15 protein-coding genes and 1 pseudogene are annotated in these 17,355 nt (G+C 64.9%); 4 read left to right on the top strand and 12 right to left on the bottom strand.

Annotated elements, in window-relative coordinates; all coding sequences use genetic code 11:
* Positions 1 to 9: 9 nt before the first annotated feature.
* The 9 genes from OU419_RS06090 to cpaB all read right to left on the bottom strand — a co-directional run bounded on the left by OU419_RS06090 (position 10) and on the right by cpaB (position 9,349).
* Positions 10 to 1,734, bottom strand: a complete 1,725-nt coding sequence (locus OU419_RS06090) for a pilus assembly protein TadG-related protein (RefSeq protein WP_254471793.1) — start codon at positions 1,732 to 1,734, stop codon at positions 10 to 12.
* An 18-nt stretch (positions 1,735 to 1,752) separates the two neighbouring features.
* Positions 1,753 to 2,046, bottom strand: coding sequence for a DUF3613 domain-containing protein (locus tag OU419_RS06085; protein WP_254471794.1), 294 nt, complete (start codon positions 2,044 to 2,046; stop codon positions 1,753 to 1,755).
* Between the two features lie 20 nt (positions 2,047 to 2,066).
* Positions 2,067 to 2,864: a tetratricopeptide repeat protein gene (locus OU419_RS06080; protein WP_302328918.1), complete on the bottom strand. Its 798-nt coding sequence runs from the start codon at positions 2,862 to 2,864 to the stop codon at positions 2,067 to 2,069.
* Positions 2,861 to 3,763, bottom strand: a complete 903-nt coding sequence (locus tag OU419_RS06075; RefSeq protein ID WP_254471795.1) for a type II secretion system F family protein — start codon at positions 3,761 to 3,763, stop codon at positions 2,861 to 2,863. Before OU419_RS06075 ends, OU419_RS06080 begins: the two co-directional genes overlap by 4 nt.
* 9 nt (positions 3,764 to 3,772) lie before the next feature.
* A complete protein-coding gene (locus tag OU419_RS06070; RefSeq protein ID WP_254471796.1) occupies positions 3,773 to 4,663 on the bottom strand; it encodes a type II secretion system F family protein in 891 nt (296 codons plus the stop codon).
* Positions 4,660 to 5,907 (bottom strand): type 4b pilus Flp biogenesis ATPase TadA, encoded by a 1,248-nt coding sequence (gene tadA / locus OU419_RS06065; protein ID WP_254471797.1) that lies wholly within the window; start codon positions 5,905 to 5,907, stop codon positions 4,660 to 4,662. Before tadA ends, OU419_RS06070 begins: the two co-directional genes overlap by 4 nt.
* The gene (gene tadZ / locus OU419_RS06060; RefSeq protein WP_254471798.1) at positions 5,904 to 7,088 is read right to left on the bottom strand and encodes a type 4b pilus Flp biogenesis protein TadZ; all 1,185 of its coding nucleotides are present in this window, start codon (positions 7,086 to 7,088) and stop codon (positions 5,904 to 5,906) included. The genes tadA and tadZ overlap by 4 nt, the downstream gene beginning before the upstream one ends.
* Before the next feature lie 65 nt (positions 7,089 to 7,153).
* A complete protein-coding gene (locus tag OU419_RS06055; protein WP_254471799.1) occupies positions 7,154 to 8,422 on the bottom strand; it encodes a type II and III secretion system protein family protein in 1,269 nt (422 codons plus the stop codon).
* A gap of 15 nt (positions 8,423 to 8,437) precedes the next feature.
* Entirely contained in the window at positions 8,438 to 9,349 is a 912-nt protein-coding gene (gene cpaB, locus OU419_RS06050) for a Flp pilus assembly protein CpaB (protein ID WP_254471800.1), read from the bottom strand.
* A gap of 350 nt (positions 9,350 to 9,699) precedes the next feature.
* Here cpaB and OU419_RS06045 point away from each other — a divergent pair, with 350 nt between their 5' ends.
* From OU419_RS06045 to OU419_RS06030, 4 genes are all read left to right on the top strand, one after another.
* On the top strand, positions 9,700 to 9,906 hold the full coding sequence (locus tag OU419_RS06045; protein ID WP_254471801.1) for a Flp family type IVb pilin: 207 nt from the start codon (positions 9,700 to 9,702) through the stop codon (positions 9,904 to 9,906).
* 74 nt (positions 9,907 to 9,980) lie between these two features.
* Positions 9,981 to 10,178, top strand: coding sequence for a Flp family type IVb pilin (locus tag OU419_RS28880; protein WP_302328919.1), 198 nt, complete (start codon positions 9,981 to 9,983; stop codon positions 10,176 to 10,178).
* A 127-nt stretch (positions 10,179 to 10,305) separates the two neighbouring features.
* Positions 10,306 to 12,201 (top strand): methyl-accepting chemotaxis protein, encoded by a 1,896-nt coding sequence (locus OU419_RS06035; RefSeq protein WP_268173182.1) that lies wholly within the window; start codon positions 10,306 to 10,308, stop codon positions 12,199 to 12,201.
* A 358-nt stretch (positions 12,202 to 12,559) separates the two neighbouring features.
* Complete coding sequence (locus OU419_RS06030) at positions 12,560 to 14,449, top strand: methyl-accepting chemotaxis protein (protein WP_254503844.1); 1,890 nt, start codon at positions 12,560 to 12,562, stop codon at positions 14,447 to 14,449.
* 67 nt (positions 14,450 to 14,516) lie between these two features.
* Here OU419_RS06030 and OU419_RS06025 read toward each other — a convergent pair whose 3' ends face one another.
* The 3 genes and pseudogenes from OU419_RS06025 to OU419_RS06015 all read right to left on the bottom strand — a co-directional run bounded on the left by OU419_RS06025 (position 14,517) and on the right by OU419_RS06015 (position 17,352).
* Entirely contained in the window at positions 14,517 to 16,004 is a 1,488-nt protein-coding gene (locus tag OU419_RS06025) for a helicase HerA-like domain-containing protein (RefSeq protein WP_254470902.1), read from the bottom strand.
* Positions 16,005 to 16,088: 84 nt separating this feature from the next.
* Positions 16,089 to 16,433, bottom strand: a pseudogene (locus OU419_RS06020) (nicotinate phosphoribosyltransferase); the annotation flags it as partial.
* A gap of 136 nt (positions 16,434 to 16,569) precedes the next feature.
* Positions 16,570 to 17,352, bottom strand: coding sequence for an IclR family transcriptional regulator (locus OU419_RS06015; protein WP_254470903.1), 783 nt, complete (start codon positions 17,350 to 17,352; stop codon positions 16,570 to 16,572).
* Between the last annotated feature and the right edge of the window lie 3 nt (positions 17,353 to 17,355).

Genomic DNA, 17,355 nt, shown 5'->3' with positions numbered 1-17,355 from the left:
CCGCAGCCTTCAGATCAGCAGCTCCGCGCCGCTGGTCTGCAGGTCGATCAGACGCACATCTATCGTCCCCAGGCCGATGCCGAGCAGACGCAGCAACGGATCGAGCACCACATGCCCGAGTGCCGTGACGGCCGGGCGCAGTGTCGACAGCACGGTCCCCAGCAGCGGTCCGAGGCTCGCACTGATCAGTCCTCCCCAATCCCCTCCGAGCAGGGTGGGCTTCACGGTCAGTGTCCGCGACAACGTGGCGATGGCGTTGTCCAGCGAATCGCCCAGCGAACTGTCAGCGGTCTGGCTCTCGCTGGGGAGGTCCGACGGCTGCGTTACCCGGTAGTTCAGCGTGGTGCCATTCGCATCAGCCACCACGGCATCGGCGGCGATGTCCAGGCGAACCGCACCGTCCAGTACATCGACGCGGATAGGCACCAGCGCGGTGCCGTTCTGGATGTTCGTGTAGTAGCCAAGACTCAATTGGGCTATGCCCGGCTGCGCATAGACACTCACGTCCACCGGTTTGCCGACGCCACCACAAGCGATGGTATCCAACGCCGCCATGCCCTGGGCGACGCTCGCGGCCAGGCCGATGTCCACCGTGAGGATGCCCGGGATACCCAGGGTGCCCTTCACATCGGTGCGGATCGCGGCGGTGCGCACCTGCGTCCGCCACTGCCCGTCGCTGCCCTTGCCGGGATAGCCCAGGGCAATCTGCGGCGGCTCGATGATCCACAACCGTACCTGCACGGCGGCGAGGTTGGCGAGGTTGACGCCGGCGTTGAGCGTGACCGCGTGCTGCCGGTTGGCGACGAAGGCCAGGGCAGTGATCAGGTCCAGTACGTTGACGCTGCCCTGCAATGCCTCGTCGCGCACCGAGTCGGGCGCGATCACCGACAATACGCTGCCCAGGGTGACGGTCGCCGTCTTGACCCCGGCGCCCAGCAGTTGCTGCCCAAGCAGCACGGTATCGACATTGGCGGCCTTGGTCGGATCGATGGCCTTCACCGTCGCGCCGAGTAGCTGCCCGAGGCTGGCCTGGGTTCCCAGCAGCGAGTCCACCGAGCCGGCCGCCACGTTGACACCGGCCGCGCGGAGCTGATCCGAAAGCCCCAGCAGGCTCACGTTGGCGTTGGCCAGGCCGCGATAGCCGACCGCATTCAGCGACAGATTACTGCCCAGCAGGTTGTTGAGCAGACTGTTCAGCAGCACCGATTGCTGGCTATCGAGCGTCGCCAGGCTGGTCCCTGCGGACAATCCGCCCATCGCCGTGCGGCGCGCCACGGCCTGGGCGCTGAGGGTGGTGGTGGCGGAAGCGCCGGTGAACACGCTGGCGAGATTGAGGATCAGGCTCGACGGAACGGTATGGGTGGCTTTCACTTGTATCGAGTCGGCGGGATCGCCGCCGGCGCTGAAGGTCCGCCGCGACTGGGCACCGCCGTAGCCGCTATCGAGCTGGACACTGCCCAGGGTAGCGACCAGCGAATCGCCACTGCCCGCCACGAAGCCGTTGCCGGCCGCGCTGCTGGCGGCGTAGCTCTGTATCTGCCCGGCCGACTGGCTACCGCACATGCCGCTCTGGGTCGCGGTTTCCAGCGCGGCGCTGTCGACCACGCGCTGCAGCTTGCGCTGTTCCAGGTAAAGACGCCCGGTATCCACCACCAGCGCCAGGCAGATCAGCGCCAGCAGCAGCGTCGCCGCCGCGGGAATGCCAATCGCGCCACGCTGCCGCTCGCGCCCCATGACCGTCTCCCGGCTGGATCAGTTATTCCCGACCTTGAAGTCGCCGTCGTCCAGCAGGTACTCCGGCATCTCGCGGGTGTAGCTCTTCAAGTAACGCTGGTAGGCGCGGTCGCGCTCGGCCGGCGTCGCGCTCTGGCGGTAAGGCGAGGCCGCCTTGCCGCTGGCCTGCAATTCCAGCCAGGTGAGCACTTCCTGCTGGTCGCGCTCCGTGGTGCCGGGCTCGGTGATCGCCGCTGCGGTGGGGGTCGCCTCGACAGCCTGTGCCAGCAGCGGGACGGCCAACAGCAAGCCGGCCACTATCCGTGCGTTCATCCCATCCTCCTCGCCCGCGCTCAGCGGGCCTTGACCAGCAGCCCGGCATCCCGCGCGGCGGCGGGCATGGTTCCGGCAGTCAGCGGTTGAATCAGCTCGATCGGTTCGTCCCCGGGCAGGTCCACCTGGCTCAGGCTTTCCGCCGCCGGCGCGGAGCGGCTCGACGGCCGCAGCGAATCGGCGCGCTCGCGGGCCTCCTGGATCTGCTCGGTGGACAGGCCGGTCCGCTGGATCAGCCCCTCGGCCTGGCCGCTATCGCCTTCCAGGTACAGCAGGCTGAGCAGGTTGGTCGCCGGCAGCTTGTCGCCGTCGCTCAGCTCCAGCGCAGTGAGGAACTCGAAGCGCGCGCCCTCGTGATCGCCGCGCTGCAGCAACACCACGCCCAGGTCGTTGCGGAACGCGCTGTCGGTCGGCTGCAGGCGCGCCGCCTCGCGCAACTCGCGCTCCGCCTCGACGACGTTGCCGGAGCGCAGGGCTATCTGCCCCAGGCCGTGGTGCGCCTCACCGGCCTTGCAGGTATCCAGCAGGCGCTGGTACTCGGCCTTGGCCATCGGGCTGCCGATACGTCGCAGGGCCAATGCCTTGCTTTCGCGCACCTCCAGCGACTGCTGCGGCAGCACCTCCAGGTTGGCCAGTGCGGCGTGGGCGCGACCGTTGTTGAGCATCTCGCGGGCGAGGTTCAGTTGCAGCTCGACCTCCTGGCTCAAATGCTCATTGCACTGCTTGCCCGCCTCCGGGCCGCCCAATGCGCCGAGGTTGGCACAGCCGCCCAGGGTCAGGCTCAGCACGGCGAGCGCACATCCGTATCCATGTTTCATCCCATTCCCCCCAGTGCCTTGGTGATCGCGAGAAAGCCCGGCCCGGCAAGGATGATCAGCAGCGCCGGGAACAGCAGCAGCATCATCACCAGGCTCATCTTCGCCGACAGCTTGCTGACCTTTTCCTGCAAGGCCGTGAGCCGGCGGTCTTCGAACAACTGCTTGAGCGTCTGCAGCGAACTGCGCGCGCTGCCGCCCTGCCGCACCATCTGCCGCAGCACGTTGCAGCAGTCGCTCAGTTCCGACACCTCCAGGCGCTTGCGCAACTGGTCCAGTTCCTCGGCCAGGTCCAGGCCACTATCGATGTGCGCCAGCACCGCCTCCAGCTCCTCGGCCAGTACCGGCACGATGTTCTGCCCTTCCTGGCGCACCACGCGCAGGCTCTGCTCCACAGTGAGGCCGGAGTCGAACAGGATGCGGATGAGCTGGATGAACACGATGACTTCGCCGGACAGCCGCTGCCGGCGCTTCTCGGCGAAGTACGCCAGCACGCGCTTGGGCAGCAGGAAGCCAATGCCGGCGGCGAACAGCAGCGGCAGGCTCGGCGAGTCGATGGCGTGCACCAGGCTGATCGCCAGGACGATGCCCACCAGCAGCGCCGGGCACAGCAACAGCGCCATCAGATACAGGCTGCGCGGCGTGCTGCCGCTCCAGCCGGCCTGGTTGAGCAGCAGGCGGACTTCGTCGTCGCGCAGTTGCAGGCGACGACCGATGGACGTTGCGCGCAGACGTTCGAGCAGGGCCGCCACACGCCGGCTGCCGGAACGCGGCAGCGGTCCGCCGCCCAGGCGCTGTTCGATCAGACGCTGCTCGCGGCCCGCGGCACGGCTCTGCGACAGCCCCAGAAGAACCGCCGCCAGTACCAGGATCAGCGCAACCAGGCCATAGGACATCGGCATTTCCGTCTCCTACACGCTCTTGAGCATGCGCCAGAGCGTGTAGCAGCCCAGCACCTGCAAGCCGAGGGAGGTCAGCAGCAACCAGCGGCCGCCGCTGTCGAGCCACATATTCATCAGGTAGCCCGGATTGGTGAACAGGATGTAGCCGCCCAGGCTGATCGGCAGGACCGCCAGGACCAGGGCGCTCAGGCGCGTCTCGCCGGTCATCGCGCGCAACTGGCGGCTGAGTTTTTCCCGCTCGTGGATGACCTTGATGATGTTTTCCAGAAGATCGGTGGTGTTGCCGCCATACCGGTGGTTCACCGCAACGCCAAGGGAGAACACGTGCAGCTCCTCCACGTCGTAGAGTTCCGCCACCTCCTGCAACGCTTCCGGCAGGCTGATGCCCAACTGCACATGGTTGTTCACCAGCGAGAAGATTTCCCGCAGCGGGTCTTCGGCAGCGCTGACCGACTGGGTGATCGCATCGCCCAGCGTGCGCCCGGAATGCAGGCTGCGCACCACCTGGTCGAGGAAGTTCGGCATCTGCCGGATCATCCGTTGCAGACGGCGGCGATACAGCACATTGAGCAGGATATGGAACCCCAGCAGCGCCAGCGCAACGCCGCACAACGCGCCGAACGGGCCGCCCAGGCGCTGCCCGAACAGTGCGCAGCACAATCCCGCGAGCAGCGCGCCCATGCCCCAGCGCCGCATGTCGGAGATACCGGCGCGGCGCATGCGGCGCGCCAGCCAGTGGCTGCTGCGGGCACGCGTGGTTTCCGCCAGCGCACTGTTGCCGCCGCTCAACCGCCGCAGCACCTGCTCATTGTGCCGGGTGCGCCAGCCAAGGCCGCCCAGCAGCACGCCGAAGGCGCCCAGCAACAGGCTGCAGACGGTCAGTACGAGGGCACCGTTCATAGCACTACCTGGCGGAATTTCAGACCACTGGGCTGCGCCGTGCGGACGAACTGCCCGGTGCCGCGCCGGTCGAGGCTGAACAGCGAGTTGGTGACGTAGACCCCGTCGCGCACCTCCAGCACTTCGAGAATCTCGCTGATGCAGCGCCGGCCGTTGGCCAGGCGGGTGATCTGCACAATGATGTCCAGCGCTGAGCAGAGCATCTGCCGCAAGGTCTGCTCCGGCACCCGCTGCCCGGTCAGGCCCACCAGCATTTCCAGGCGCAGCAGGGAGTCCATCGCGGAGTTGGCGTGCACGGTGCTCATCGAGCCGTCGTGACCGGTGTTCATCGCCTGCAATACGTCGAGCACCTCCACCCCGCGGATCTCACCGAGGATGATGCGGTCCGGGCGCATCCGCAGGGCGTTGCGGATGAGGTCGCGGGCGGTGACTTCACCGAACCCTTCGGCGTTCGGTGGCCGGGTTTCCAGACGTACCACATGGTCGTGGCCGAGCTGCAACTCGGCGGTGTCCTCGATAGTAACGATACGTTCGCGCTCGTCGATGAAGCTGCTCATCACATTGAGCAGGGTCGTCTTGCCGGTGCCGGTGCCGCCGCTGATGAGGATGTTGCAGCGGTTCGCCACGGCCTGGCTGAGGAACGTCAGCATCGCTTCGTCGACGCTCTGGTAGGCCAGCAGGTCGGCGCTCTTGAGCAGCTCCTTGCTGAACTTGCGGATCGACAGGCAGGGGCCGTCCAGCGCCACCGGAGGAATGATCGCGTTGACCCGGCTGCCGTCGGGCAGGCGCGCATCGACCATCGGGCTGGACTCATCCAGGCGCCGCCCCAGCGGCGCGAGGATGCGCTGGATCACCCGCTGCACGTGGTGATCGTCGATGAAGCGCAGGTCGCTCTGGTACAGCCGGCCTTCGTGCTCGATGAACACTCGGTCGGGACCGTTGACCAGGATTTCCGAGATGCCCGGGTCGCGCAGGAGGATTTCCAGCGGGCCGAAGCCGGTCAGTTCGTCCACCACCTCTTCGGCGAGGCGGTCGAGTTCGTAGCGGGAGATCGCCAGTTGGCGGCGTGCGGCGTATTCGCAGACCTTCTCCGAGACGTACTGGGCCACCGCCGGGCGCGCGCCCTCCAGCAGGTTCATGCCGTCTTCGTCGATCTCGTCGATGATGTAGCGGTGCAGGCGCATCTTCAGCGCTTGCAGGTCCTGCTCATGCCGCCCCGAAAGGCTACCGCCGCCGTAGTTCATGTGCGCGCCGCCTTCGGCCAGCCGAGCCAGGCGAAACGCCTCGGCCGCTCGCCGACGTTGGCGCCGAGGTTGTCCGCCAGGTCGCGCAGCTTGACCGTGAGCGGGTCGCGCGGCGCCAGCTCGAACAGGCTCTGACCGATGTTCTTGGCCCGCAGCCGCGCCTCGGGCGAGGCTGGGAGAACGCCGAACAGCTCCAGGCCGAACATCTTGCCCAGCGCCGAGGAATCCGGTGGAACCGACGGCCAGTAGCGTTCGATCAGCAGTTCGATGCGCGGCAGCGACGGGCTGCGCTCGCGCAGGCGACGCAGGCGCTCCAGGCCCTTCTTGCATGAGGGCACGCTCTGGTCCACCAGCCACAGCACACGATTGGCCTGCGCCAGCAGTTGCCCACTGAGTTCGCCTTCGGCGACGCCGGTGAGGTTGACCAGGATATGGCTGAACGCGCTGCGCAGGTTGCCCAGCAGCAGGTAGAGCTCGGCGGTGGTGACGCGCTCCAGTATGCCCGGCTCGTCCGACAGGCTGAGGATGCGCAACCCGGATTCGTGACGGGTGAAGGCGCTGTCGATCAACGTCTGGTCGAGACGCCGCAGGTTGCGCATGGCGTCGGCGAAGCTGAAGGCGGACTCCATGCCGAGGATCGCCAGCGCCTCGCCGGAGGGCTGACCGATGTCCACCAGCAGCACGCGGTGGTCGGCCTGGCGTTGCAGCGCCAGCGCCAGGTGCAACGCCACGAAGGCGCCGTCGGCATCGGGCCGGGCGCTCACCAGGCTGATAAGCTCGCCCTGCCGCGCGGCGCTCACCGGCACGCTGGGCAGGCGTCCGCCAAGGCGGCGGATCAAGCCGTTCAGCTCGCTGGCGCGGGCACCGTAGGTTACGAAGTCGCGCGCGCCGGCACGCATTGCCGCCAGTACCAGTTGGTTGTCCAGGCCGTCGCCCACGGCGACTACCGAGAGCAGCGGACGGGCCGAGACCAGCCCCTCGATGAGCGAACTCTGCGCCACCAGGTTGGCCTTGTTCAGGCTGGTGAACAGCACGCTGGCGCCGGTGACGTCGAGCAGCGCCAGCAACTCCTCCAGCGTGCCGCTATTGGCGACCACCACCTGCCCGCAGTTGGCCAGGCTGTTCTGCAGCCACTCCTGCTCGCCGGGATGCTGGACCAGTGCAACGAATGTCTGACTCATGCTGCCGCTCCCTTCCCGCTCTCTGCGACCCGCACGCTGGCGGCTTGCCGCGTCATAGGTATCCATCAGCGCGACAACCCGCTGGAAGCCTTGCGCCCGTCGAAGCGGCCGTTTTCGAGGAAGTAGAACTCGCCGAAGCCGGGGTCGTACTTGCGCAGGCCCTCGCCCGGCATGGTCGGCAACGCCGCGTTGGCCGCCAGCGGCTGCACCAGGCGCGGGGTGACAACCATCAGCAGTTCGCGGTCGTCCTTGCTCAGGCTCGAAGAACGGAACAGCGCGCCGATGATTGGCAGGTTGCCGAGGAAGGGGAACTTGTCGACGTTGCTGATCGTGCTGCTGCTGATCAGGCCGCTGATCACGAAACTTTCGCCGTCGGCCAGCATCACGCTGGTGTCGGTGCGCCGCACGGTCAGCGCCGGCACGGAAATATCGTTGGTGCGGATGCCCGCCGAGAAGTCCAGCTCGCTCACCTCCGGAGCCACCTTGAGGGCAATGCGGCGGTCGCTCATCACGGTCGGTGTCAGGGTCAGGCGCACGCCGAACTCCTTGTACTCGATGGTGATGGTGTCCTTGTCGCCGTTGGGTACCGGAATGGGGAACTCACCGCCGGCGAGGAACGAAGCGCTTTGCCCACTGGTCGCCACCAGGCTCGGACGCGCCAGGGTGTAGGCGAAACCGCTGCCTTCCAGCGCGTTGATGAAGCCCAGCCACTTGCTGCTGCCACCGCCCCAGACGATGTTGAAGCCGCTGTTGAGTGTGGACTCGATGGCGCCGCCGGTGCCGTTCGCCAGGTCTCGCACGCCGTTGTTCAGCACGTCGGAGATGCTGCCATTGATATGCCCGGCACTGCCTGGCGAGCCGATACCGAAGAAGTTGGAGCCACGGCGCAGCAGCGAGGCACTGGCCTGCTTGAGCTTGCTGCGGCTGACTTCGACGAAGCGGATGTCGGTCTGCACCTGGTTGGGCAGCCCGGCGGCCATGTCGGCGGGCTGCCCGCCGGCATCGCTTACCGCCCGCGAGCCGACCCGCACCACCGTGCGCATCGGCTGATCGCCACAGGCGGTCCAGATCAGCAGGCTGGTCAGGCCCTGGGCCTTGCCGGTGACGAGAAAGTCGCGCTTGTCGAGCACCTGCACGTCGGCGATGTTCGGGTCGCCGATGGCCAGCCGCCTGATCGGCACCGGCAGTTGCTGGTCACGCTGCGCGCCCTGCTCGAGATCGAGGGTCAGTTGCTGGCCGGCGAACCCGGCGCAGGCGCTCGGCACCGCCTGAGCGCTGGCGTGGACGGCGCAGGCCAGCAGCACGGCCAGAGAAAGAATGAAGCGCTTGGACATCAATGCACTCCTTGCTCAATGTGCTTCACGGGTTATGGTGGTACCGCGATAAACCACGATGCCCGCATCCACCGCCGGTGCCGATACCTGGCGCATGGCCGGCGCCGGACGGGGCCTACCGAGCAACTGTTCGAGCGTGATCGACTGGCTCCCGGAAGCACCCAGCGAGGCCTGGAGGTAGCGGCCCTGCTGGTCTTTCTCGTAGAGATTCTCGTCCTTGCTGCGAACCGCCAGGCGCAGCGATCCGGCCTGGCTGGCCAGCATCAGCCGCGCAGCCGCCTCGGCCGGCACGGCCAGCACGGCGGTACGCGGCGGGCGCGGCGTCTTGTCCTTGGGATCACCGGCATTGCGTGCCTGGCCATCGCTGGCAACGGCAATCTGCTCGCCGTAGGTGATGACCCGCACGCCGGGCAGCACCACCTGGGCGCTGACCGTACGCTCAGTGCCCTGCGGATCCTGGACGAACAGCATGACGTCTACGTAGTCGCCGGGAAGCACGAAGCCACCACCACCGACCACCTCATCCACTGCGATGGCCATCGCCCGCTCGTCCGGCCGGATGGTGCGCGCCAGCGGGCCGCCCGGTTCGACCACTGCGGCGGAAACGATGCTGCCGGCAGGAATCGCGACCCAGACGCGCTGGCCGATCAGGTCCTCGGGCTTCGGATAGCTGCCGGCCGGCGCGGTGCGCAGCATCTCGACGCTCAGGTCGTCCTTGCCGATCACCGCCAGCGCCGGCAGATCGCGGCTTGCCACCACTACCGGCGTGCGCTGCAACTTGTCCGCCTCGCTGGCTGCGGCGGGCGCCACATCGGCGATCCTGGCCGCCGGCTCGACGGGCTTGCCCACCGACATTCCCAGATACCCCACGACACCTGCACACAACAGCAACAGCCCGGCGAATACCATCAGCACCTTGCTATTCATGACCACTTCCTTGCGTGGTGGGGGAACGAGGGCCTGGCGGCCCACCGCCTGGCCCGCTACCGACGTTCTGGCGCAGACCTGTAATTGTTGTTTCGGCCGCCTGAAGAAGTTCGATAAGAAGCATTTTTCATATTTAGAAACTATTTGTTCCAAAACAGAATTTAGTAGCTGCTCAAATAGCGTCAAATGCCGCCGGATAATTTCCAATCCTTCAGTTGGTTCTAGAACTCCGGAACTATTACTTTGGTATTAACGCCATTTGATCGGTTGCATTCACGCCCGCTACGCCTAGCCTGACGGTGAAGTCAGGGCATCCGCCCTGGATGTTGGGCGTGCACGGAGCGACGGCCATGAAAAACAAACTCGCCATCAAGCAACTTCCGCAACATGTACTTGGCAAACTGAAGTTCTTCGTCCATGACCGTGAAGGCGCAACTGCCATCGAATATGCAGTCATCGCCGGACTTATCTCCATCGCCCTGCTGACCGCCGCCGGCCCCATCGGCACTCGCATCGGCACGCTGATGGGAGCAATCAAGAGCGCCATCGGCGCCTGACCCCCAACATTCACCGCACGCCACTCGCGAAACCCTCTTCGCGAGTGCTCGCCGTCGTGCCTGGAGAATCGCCTATGGAACCCGTCCAACGTCCGCCACAACGCCTGTGGCGCAAGGTCCGCGCCCTCCTCGTCGAACGGGAGGGAGCCACCGCGATCGAGTACGCGGTGATAGCGGGGCTCATCTCCATTGCCCTGCTGACCGCCGCCGGCCCCATCGGCACCCGGGTGGGCACCCTGATGGACCTGGTGAAAGCCGCCCTGACACCCTGAGCGCACCGCAAAGCACCGGGGGAGACGTGTCGCCTCTCCCGTTTGTGCACACTCGCGCTAAAGTCCCGGCGGAACCTGCCGATACATCCTGCACACCCCTTCGTTCCACCTGCAGGATGCTTTACCGATGCTTCGCTCGTTGTCCTTCGCCAAGAAGATTCTTCTGGCGGCCTCCCTCGTGGTCATCTTCGCCTTCGCCTGCTTCATCCTCTTCAATGACTTCCGCCAGCGCGAAGCGATCCACGCCGATACCGACGCTTACCTGACAGAAGTTGGCAGCCTGACCGCCAGCAACATCCAGAGCTGGCTGGAAGGCCGCATCCAACTGGTGGAAAGCGAAGCCGCGCAACTGGCCGACCAGGAACCGACGCCCGAGCGCATCCAGCACGTACTGGAACAGGCGGTGTTCCAGAAGAACTTCGAGTCGGTCTATCTCGGCGAGGCGGCCACCGGCGTGTTCACCATGCGCCCCTATGCGCCGATGCCCGACGGCTACGATCCGCGCCAGCGTGGCTGGTACAAGGACGCCGTGGCCGCCGGCCGGCTGATCGTCACCGAACCGTTCCTCGATGCCGGCACCAACGAGCAGATTCTGGCGATGTCCACGCCGGTGATGCGCAACGGTCAACTGATCGGCGTTGCCGCTGGCGACATGAAGCTGGAAACCATCACTGCGATCATCAACTCGTTGAAGTTCGACGGCGATGGCTACGCCTTCCTGGTCAGCGATGCCGGCAAGATCCTGCTGCACCCCGACAGCAAGCTGATCTTCAAGAGCCTCTCGGACATCTACCCGCAGGGTGCGCCCAAGGTGCAGCCGGGCGTGCAGGAGGTCAGCGTCAACGGCGTGGACCAACTGGTGTCCCTGACGCCGGTGAAGGGCCTGCCGGGCGTCACCTGGTACGTCGCGCTGGTGCTGAACAAGGACGCCGCGTACCGGATGCTCAGCGACTTTCGTACCTCGGCGATCATCGCCACCATCATCGCCATCGTCGCCATCCTGTTCCTGCTGGGCATGCTGATCCGCGTGCTGATGGCGCCGCTGACCGACATGGGCCGCGCCATGCAGGACATCGCCCAGGGCGACGGCGACCTGACCCAGCGCCTGAAGGTCGCCAGCAACGACGAGTTCGGTGTGCTGGCCAACGCCTTCAACCGCTTCGTCGAGCGTATCCACGAATCCATCCGCGAAGTGGCCTCCACCGCACGCAACCTGCATGACGTCTCGCAACTGGTGGTCAACGCCTCCAACTCGTCCATGAGCAACTCCGACGAGCAGGCCAACCGCACCAACAGCGTCGCCGCCGCGATCAACGAGCTGGGTGCCGCCGCCCAGGAAATCGCCCGCAACGCCGCCGACGCCTCGCACCACGCCACCGATGCCTCGCACCAGGCTGGCGATGGCCGCCAGGTGGTGGAGCAGACCATCAGTGCGATGAACCTGCTGTCGGACAAGATCAGCTCTGCCTGCGCCAACATCGAGGCGCTGAACAGCCGCACGGTGAACATCGGCCAGATCCTCGAAGTGATCAAAGGCATCTCCGAGCAGACCAACCTGCTGGCCCTCAACGCCGCCATCGAGGCCGCCCGCGCGGGTGAAGCGGGCCGTGGCTTTGCGGTGGTCGCCGACGAAGTGCGCAACCTGGCGCACCGCGCTCAGGAGTCGGCGCAGGAAATCCAGAAGATGATCGAGGAGCTGCAGGTCGGCGCCCGCGAAGCCGTGGACACCATGACCGAGAGCCAGCGCTACAGCCTGGAAAGTGTGGAGATCGCCAACCGTGCCGGCGAGCGGCTGGCCAGCGTGACCCATCGCATCGGCGAGATCGATTCGATGAACCAGTCGGTGGCTACCGCCACCGAGGAACAGACCGCCGTGGTCGACTCGCTGAACATGGACATCACCGAGATCAACACACTGAACCAGGAAGGCGTGGAAAACCTCCAGGCCACCCTGCGCGCCTGCGCCGACCTGGAAAACCAGGCGGGCCGCCTGCGCCAACTGGTGGACAGCTTCCGCATCTGATCGCTGCCGCAATGAAAAAGGCGCCCGAGGGCGCCTTTTTCATTGATTGCTGACAAAGCGCAGGCGGACCTGTATCGCCGTTGAAACACCCGTCAGCCGGTGCGCCCTACCGTTCGTCCGGCAGTCTCAAGCTTCCCTGCGGCACGCCGAAATCAAGGGTGACGGCCTTTGATAGCAACCAACAAACCGGGCTCGTCGCCAAGCCGGGACAAGGGAGTTCCGGCTACGCCCGCACGGCTACCCGCCGCGCCGGCGCCGTCCGTTTCACACCAAGGGAACGGACCTTCCACGGCGGCATCGGACCTGTCGCCCGGATCAACGCCACTCCGGCCCCCACTACTTCCGGATTCAACGCAGCATGATCAAGAGCCTGAAATTCAGTCATAAGATCCTCCTGGCCGCCTCCCTCGTCGTCTTCTCCGCCTTCGCCCTCTTCACCCTCTACAACGACTACCTGCAACGCAACGCGATCCGCGACGATCTCGAAGACTACCTGCGGGAAATGGGCGACGTGACCGCCAGCAACATCCAGAACTGGCTGAGCGGCAGGCTCCTGCTGATCGAAAGTACCGCCCAGACCCTGGCTCGCGACAGCGCGCCCGAGCAACTATCCGCGCTGCTGGAACAGGACGCGCTGCGCAACACTTTCAACTTCACCTATCTGGGCCAGGAAAGCGGCGCCTTCACCATGCGCCCCAACAGTGCCATGCCCGACGGCTACGATCCGCGCACTCGCCCCTGGTACAAGGACGCCCTGGCCGCGGGCGGCACGACACTCACCGAGCCTTACGTGGACGCGGCCACCCAGCAACTGATCATGACCATTGCCACTCCCGCCCGCGCCAACGGCAAGGCGATCGGCGTAGTCGGCGGCGACCTCGGCCTGCAGACCCTGGTGCAGATCATCAACTCGCTGGACTTCAGCGGCATGGGCTATGCCTTCCTGGTCAGCGGCGACGGCAAGATCCTCGTGCACCCGGACAAGAATCTGGTGATGAAGACCCTCGCCGATGTCTACCCGCAGAACACGCCGAAAGTCGGCAGCGGCTTCAGCGAGTCAGAGCTCAATGGCCATGCCCGCATCCTCAGCTTCACCCCGGTGAAGGGCCTGCCTTCGGTGAACTGGTACATCGGCCTCTCCATCGACAAGGAGAAGGCCTACGGCATGCTCAGCAAGTTCCGCACCTCGGCGATCATCGCTGCCAGCATCGCCATCGTCGCCATCCTGTTCCTGCTGGGCATGCTGATCCGCGTGCTGATGGCGCCGCTGACCGACATGGGCCGCGCCATGCAGGACATCGCCCAGGGCGACGGCGACCTGACCCAGCGCCTGAAGGTCGCCAGCAACGACGAGTTCGGTGTGCTGGCCAACGCCTTCAACCGCTTCGTCGAGCGTATCCACGAATCCATCCGCGAAGTGGCCTCCACCGCACGCAGCCTGCATGACGTCTCGCAACTGGTGGTCAACGCCTCCAACTCGTCCATGAGCAACTCCGACGAGCAGGCCAACCGCACCAACAGCGTCGCCGCCGCGATCAACGAGCTGGGCGCCGCCGCCCAGGAAATCGCCCGCAATGCCGCCGATGCCTCGCACCATGCCACCGATGCCTCGCACCAGGCTGGCGATGGCCGCCAGGTGGTGGAGCAGACCATCAGTGCGATGAACCTGCTGTCGGACAAGATCAGCTCCGCCTGCGCCAACATCGAGGCGCTGAACAGCCGCACGGTGAACATCGGCCAGATCCTCGAAGTGATCAAAGGCATCTCCGAGCAGACCAACCTGCTGGCCCTCAACGCCGCCATCGAGGCCGCCCGCGCGGGTGAGGCGGGCCGTGGCTTCGCGGTGGTCGCCGACGAGGTGCGCAACCTGGCGCACCGCGCCCAGGAGTCGGCGCAGGAAATCCAGAAGATGATCGAGGAGCTGCAGGTCGGCGCCCGCGAAGCCGTGGACACCATGACCGAGAGCCAGCGCTACAGCCTGGAAAGTGTGGAGATCGCCAACCGTGCCGGCGAGCGGCTGGCCAGCGTGACCCATCGCATCGGCGAGATCGATTCGATGAACCAGTCGGTGGCTACCGCCACCGAGGAACAGACCGCCGTGGTCGACTCGCTGAACATGGACATCACCGAGATCAACACACTGAACCAGGAAGGCGTGGAAAACCTCCAGGCCACCCTGCGCGCCTGCGCCGACCTGGAAAACCAGGCGGGCCGCCTGCGCCAACTGGTGGACAGCTTCCGCATCTGATCGCTGCAGCAATGAAAAAGGCGCCCGAGGGCGCCTTCTTCGTTCGCGGGCGAAGCCGTCCTGGCAACTACCGTCGTTTACTCCCACCCAGCAGCGCACCCATCAACCCGCGCACCAACTGCCGGCCGATCTGGTTCGCCGCCTGGCGCACCACGGTCTTCGCGGTCTGGCTGGCCAGCGTGCCGAGCAGCTCTCCTGCCAGGCCGCCCAGGTCGCTGCCAATGCTCTTTTCCTCAGCCTTGGTTTCGGTCGGAGCCATCTTGCTATCGGCGCGACCAGTCAGCTTCTCGTAGGCGGATTCGCGGTCGACCGGCTGGTCATAACGCCCTGCCAGCGGCGAACGGCGAATCACCTCGGCGCGCTCGGCCTCGGTCAGTGGGCCGATGCGCGACTGCGGTGGCGCTACCGCTACACGTTGCACCATCGCCGGGGTGCCCTTCTCTTCCAGGGTACCGACCAGCGCCTCGCCGATACCCAGCTCGGTGAGCACCTTGAGGGTGTCGAAGGCCGGGTTGGGGCGGAAACCGTCGGCCACCGCACGCAGGGACTTCTGCTCCTTGGCGGTGAAAGCCCGCAGGCCATGCTGGATACGCAGGCCGAGCTGGGCGAGGACGTCATCGGGCAGGTCACTGGGCGACTGGGTGACGAAATACACACCGACACCCTTGGAGCGGATCAGCCGAACCACCTGCTCCAGGCGGTCCTGCAGCGCCTTGGGCGTGCCGTTGAACAACAGGTGCGCCTCGTCGAAGAACAGCGCGAGGATCGGCTTGTCGGCGTCGCCACGTTCGGGAAGCTGTTCGAACAGCTCGGCCAGCAGCCAGAGCAGGAAAGTGGCGTAGACCTTGGGTGCATCGTGCACCAGCTTACTGGCATCGAGCAGATGGATGCGGCCACGGCCATCGGCCTCGGGGCGCAGCAGGTCTTCCAGTTGCAGCGCCGGCTCGCCGAAGAATGCCTCGGCGCCCTGTTGCTCCAGCAGCGCCAGGCGACGCAGCAGGGCCTGGGAGGACGCGCCGGTGAACAGCGCACGGTCCTCGCCAAGCACTTCAGGGTGGTCCTTGAAGTGATTGAGCAACGCCTTGAGGTCCTTCAGGTCGAGCAGCAGCAATCCCTCGCGATCCGCCACCTTGAATGCGGCGAACAGCGCGGCCTGCTGGCTCTCGGTCAGCTCCAGCAGGTTGGCCAGCAGCAGCGGCCCCATCTCGGACAGCGTGGTGCGCAATGGATGCCCGGACTTGCCGGCGACATCCCACAGGCTCACCGGGTAGGCTCTGGGCGTGTAATTCAGCCAAGGCATGCTGGCGATGCGTTCAGCGACCTTGCCCTGGGGGTTGCCGGCAGCGGCGATGCCGCACAGGTCCCCCTTGATATCGGCGGCGAACACCGCGATACCCGCATCGCTGAAGGATTCGGCCAGGCGCTGCAGCGTGACCGTCTTGCCGGTGCCGGTGGCGCCGGCGATCAGCCCATGACGGTTGGCCAGCTTCCAGGCCTGGCCAACCGGCTGGCCGTCGGGTCCCGCGCCAATGATCAGTTCGTTCGTAGCTGACATCCTTGATTCCCCGTCGGTGGATTGTCGCGATGCTTCACCGGCTAAGACTGGCGCGTCCCGGCGCGCTGCGCAAACCGGAAGCGTTCAGACCTTGAATACGTGCTTGAGATAGTGAAGGAAGTTCTCGTCCCGGCACTGGGTCTTGCCGGGCGCATCGGAAATCTTCGCCACTGGGTGGCCATTGCAGGCCGTCATCTTCAGGACGATGCTCATCGGCTGTACGCCGGGAACGTCGCAGGTGAAATGCGTGCCGATGCCGAAGCTGACGTCGATGCGGCCACGCAGCGCGCGATAGATGTTCAGCGCCCCCGGCAGGTTCAGCCCATCGGAGAACACCAGGGCCTTGGTCATCGGATCGATACCAAGGCGCTCGTAGTGACGAATGGCCTTTTCCGCCCATTCCAGGGGTTCGCCCGAATGGAGTTTGAGCGGCGAAATGCGAGCAGTAGCTCTTAACTACCTGTCCACCGGTTCCAGGACAGACCAGTTTTGGTTCATACCGAATTAGAGATAAATGACCACCGTCCCCGTCTTTCCGCCTTGAGTAGCTAGACATACCAAACGACTACGACAAAGATTGGCTAATCTTGAATGCAGCCTCTTGGAGATGCGGAAGAACTCTCTCAACTAGATCGGCCCCGGTGGTTCGCGACGATTGTCCACCAACGTTCATTGCAGCAATGATCCTGCCAGAGCGGTCTGTGATTGGTACCGCAATTGATTGAAGGCCTTCCTCAAGCTCTTCGCTAACCAGGCAATAGCCTCGTTGCTTAGCAAGAGCAATCACACCCTTCAAAGTATCAATGTCCGTAATGGTTCTAGATGTATACTTAATGATATTGCTTTTCGAAAGAATATCGTCCCGCACAGATTCGACTACCCCACCAAGTAGTACGCGCCCCATTGAAGTGACCCAGGCAGGGAGGCGAGAACCAATTGATAGATTCACAGACATAATTCTATGCGTAGCAACACGCATAATATAAACGATATCAGTACCTTCCAGCGCCGAAATTGTACAGGTTTCCCCAGTCTGCTGAACAACCTCCTCCATATAAGGAGTGGCCAATTCCCAAAGTGGGTTCGCTGAAAGGTAAGAGTATCCGAGATCTAGGATCTTAGGAGTAAGAGAAAAAAGTCTTCCGTCTTGAGATACATACCCAAGAAACTCTAGGGTAAGTAATATCCTTCTTGCGCCGGCACGCGTGAGGCCAGTCGATTTTGCAACCTCGGACAAGGTCATTTTTGGGTGCTTAGGGCCAAAGGCCAAAATCACAGACAAACCGCGCGCAAATGACTGCGCATAAGCGTCACTAGGGGTGGGATTTTCAGGTTTTTCGTTACTCATGCG

It is taken from the genome of Pseudomonas triclosanedens (assembly GCF_026686735.1).
In the GTDB taxonomy this organism is placed as follows: Bacteria; Pseudomonadota; Gammaproteobacteria; order Pseudomonadales; family Pseudomonadaceae; genus Pseudomonas; species Pseudomonas triclosanedens.
This window is presented reverse-complemented; position numbering and strand designations above follow the sequence as displayed.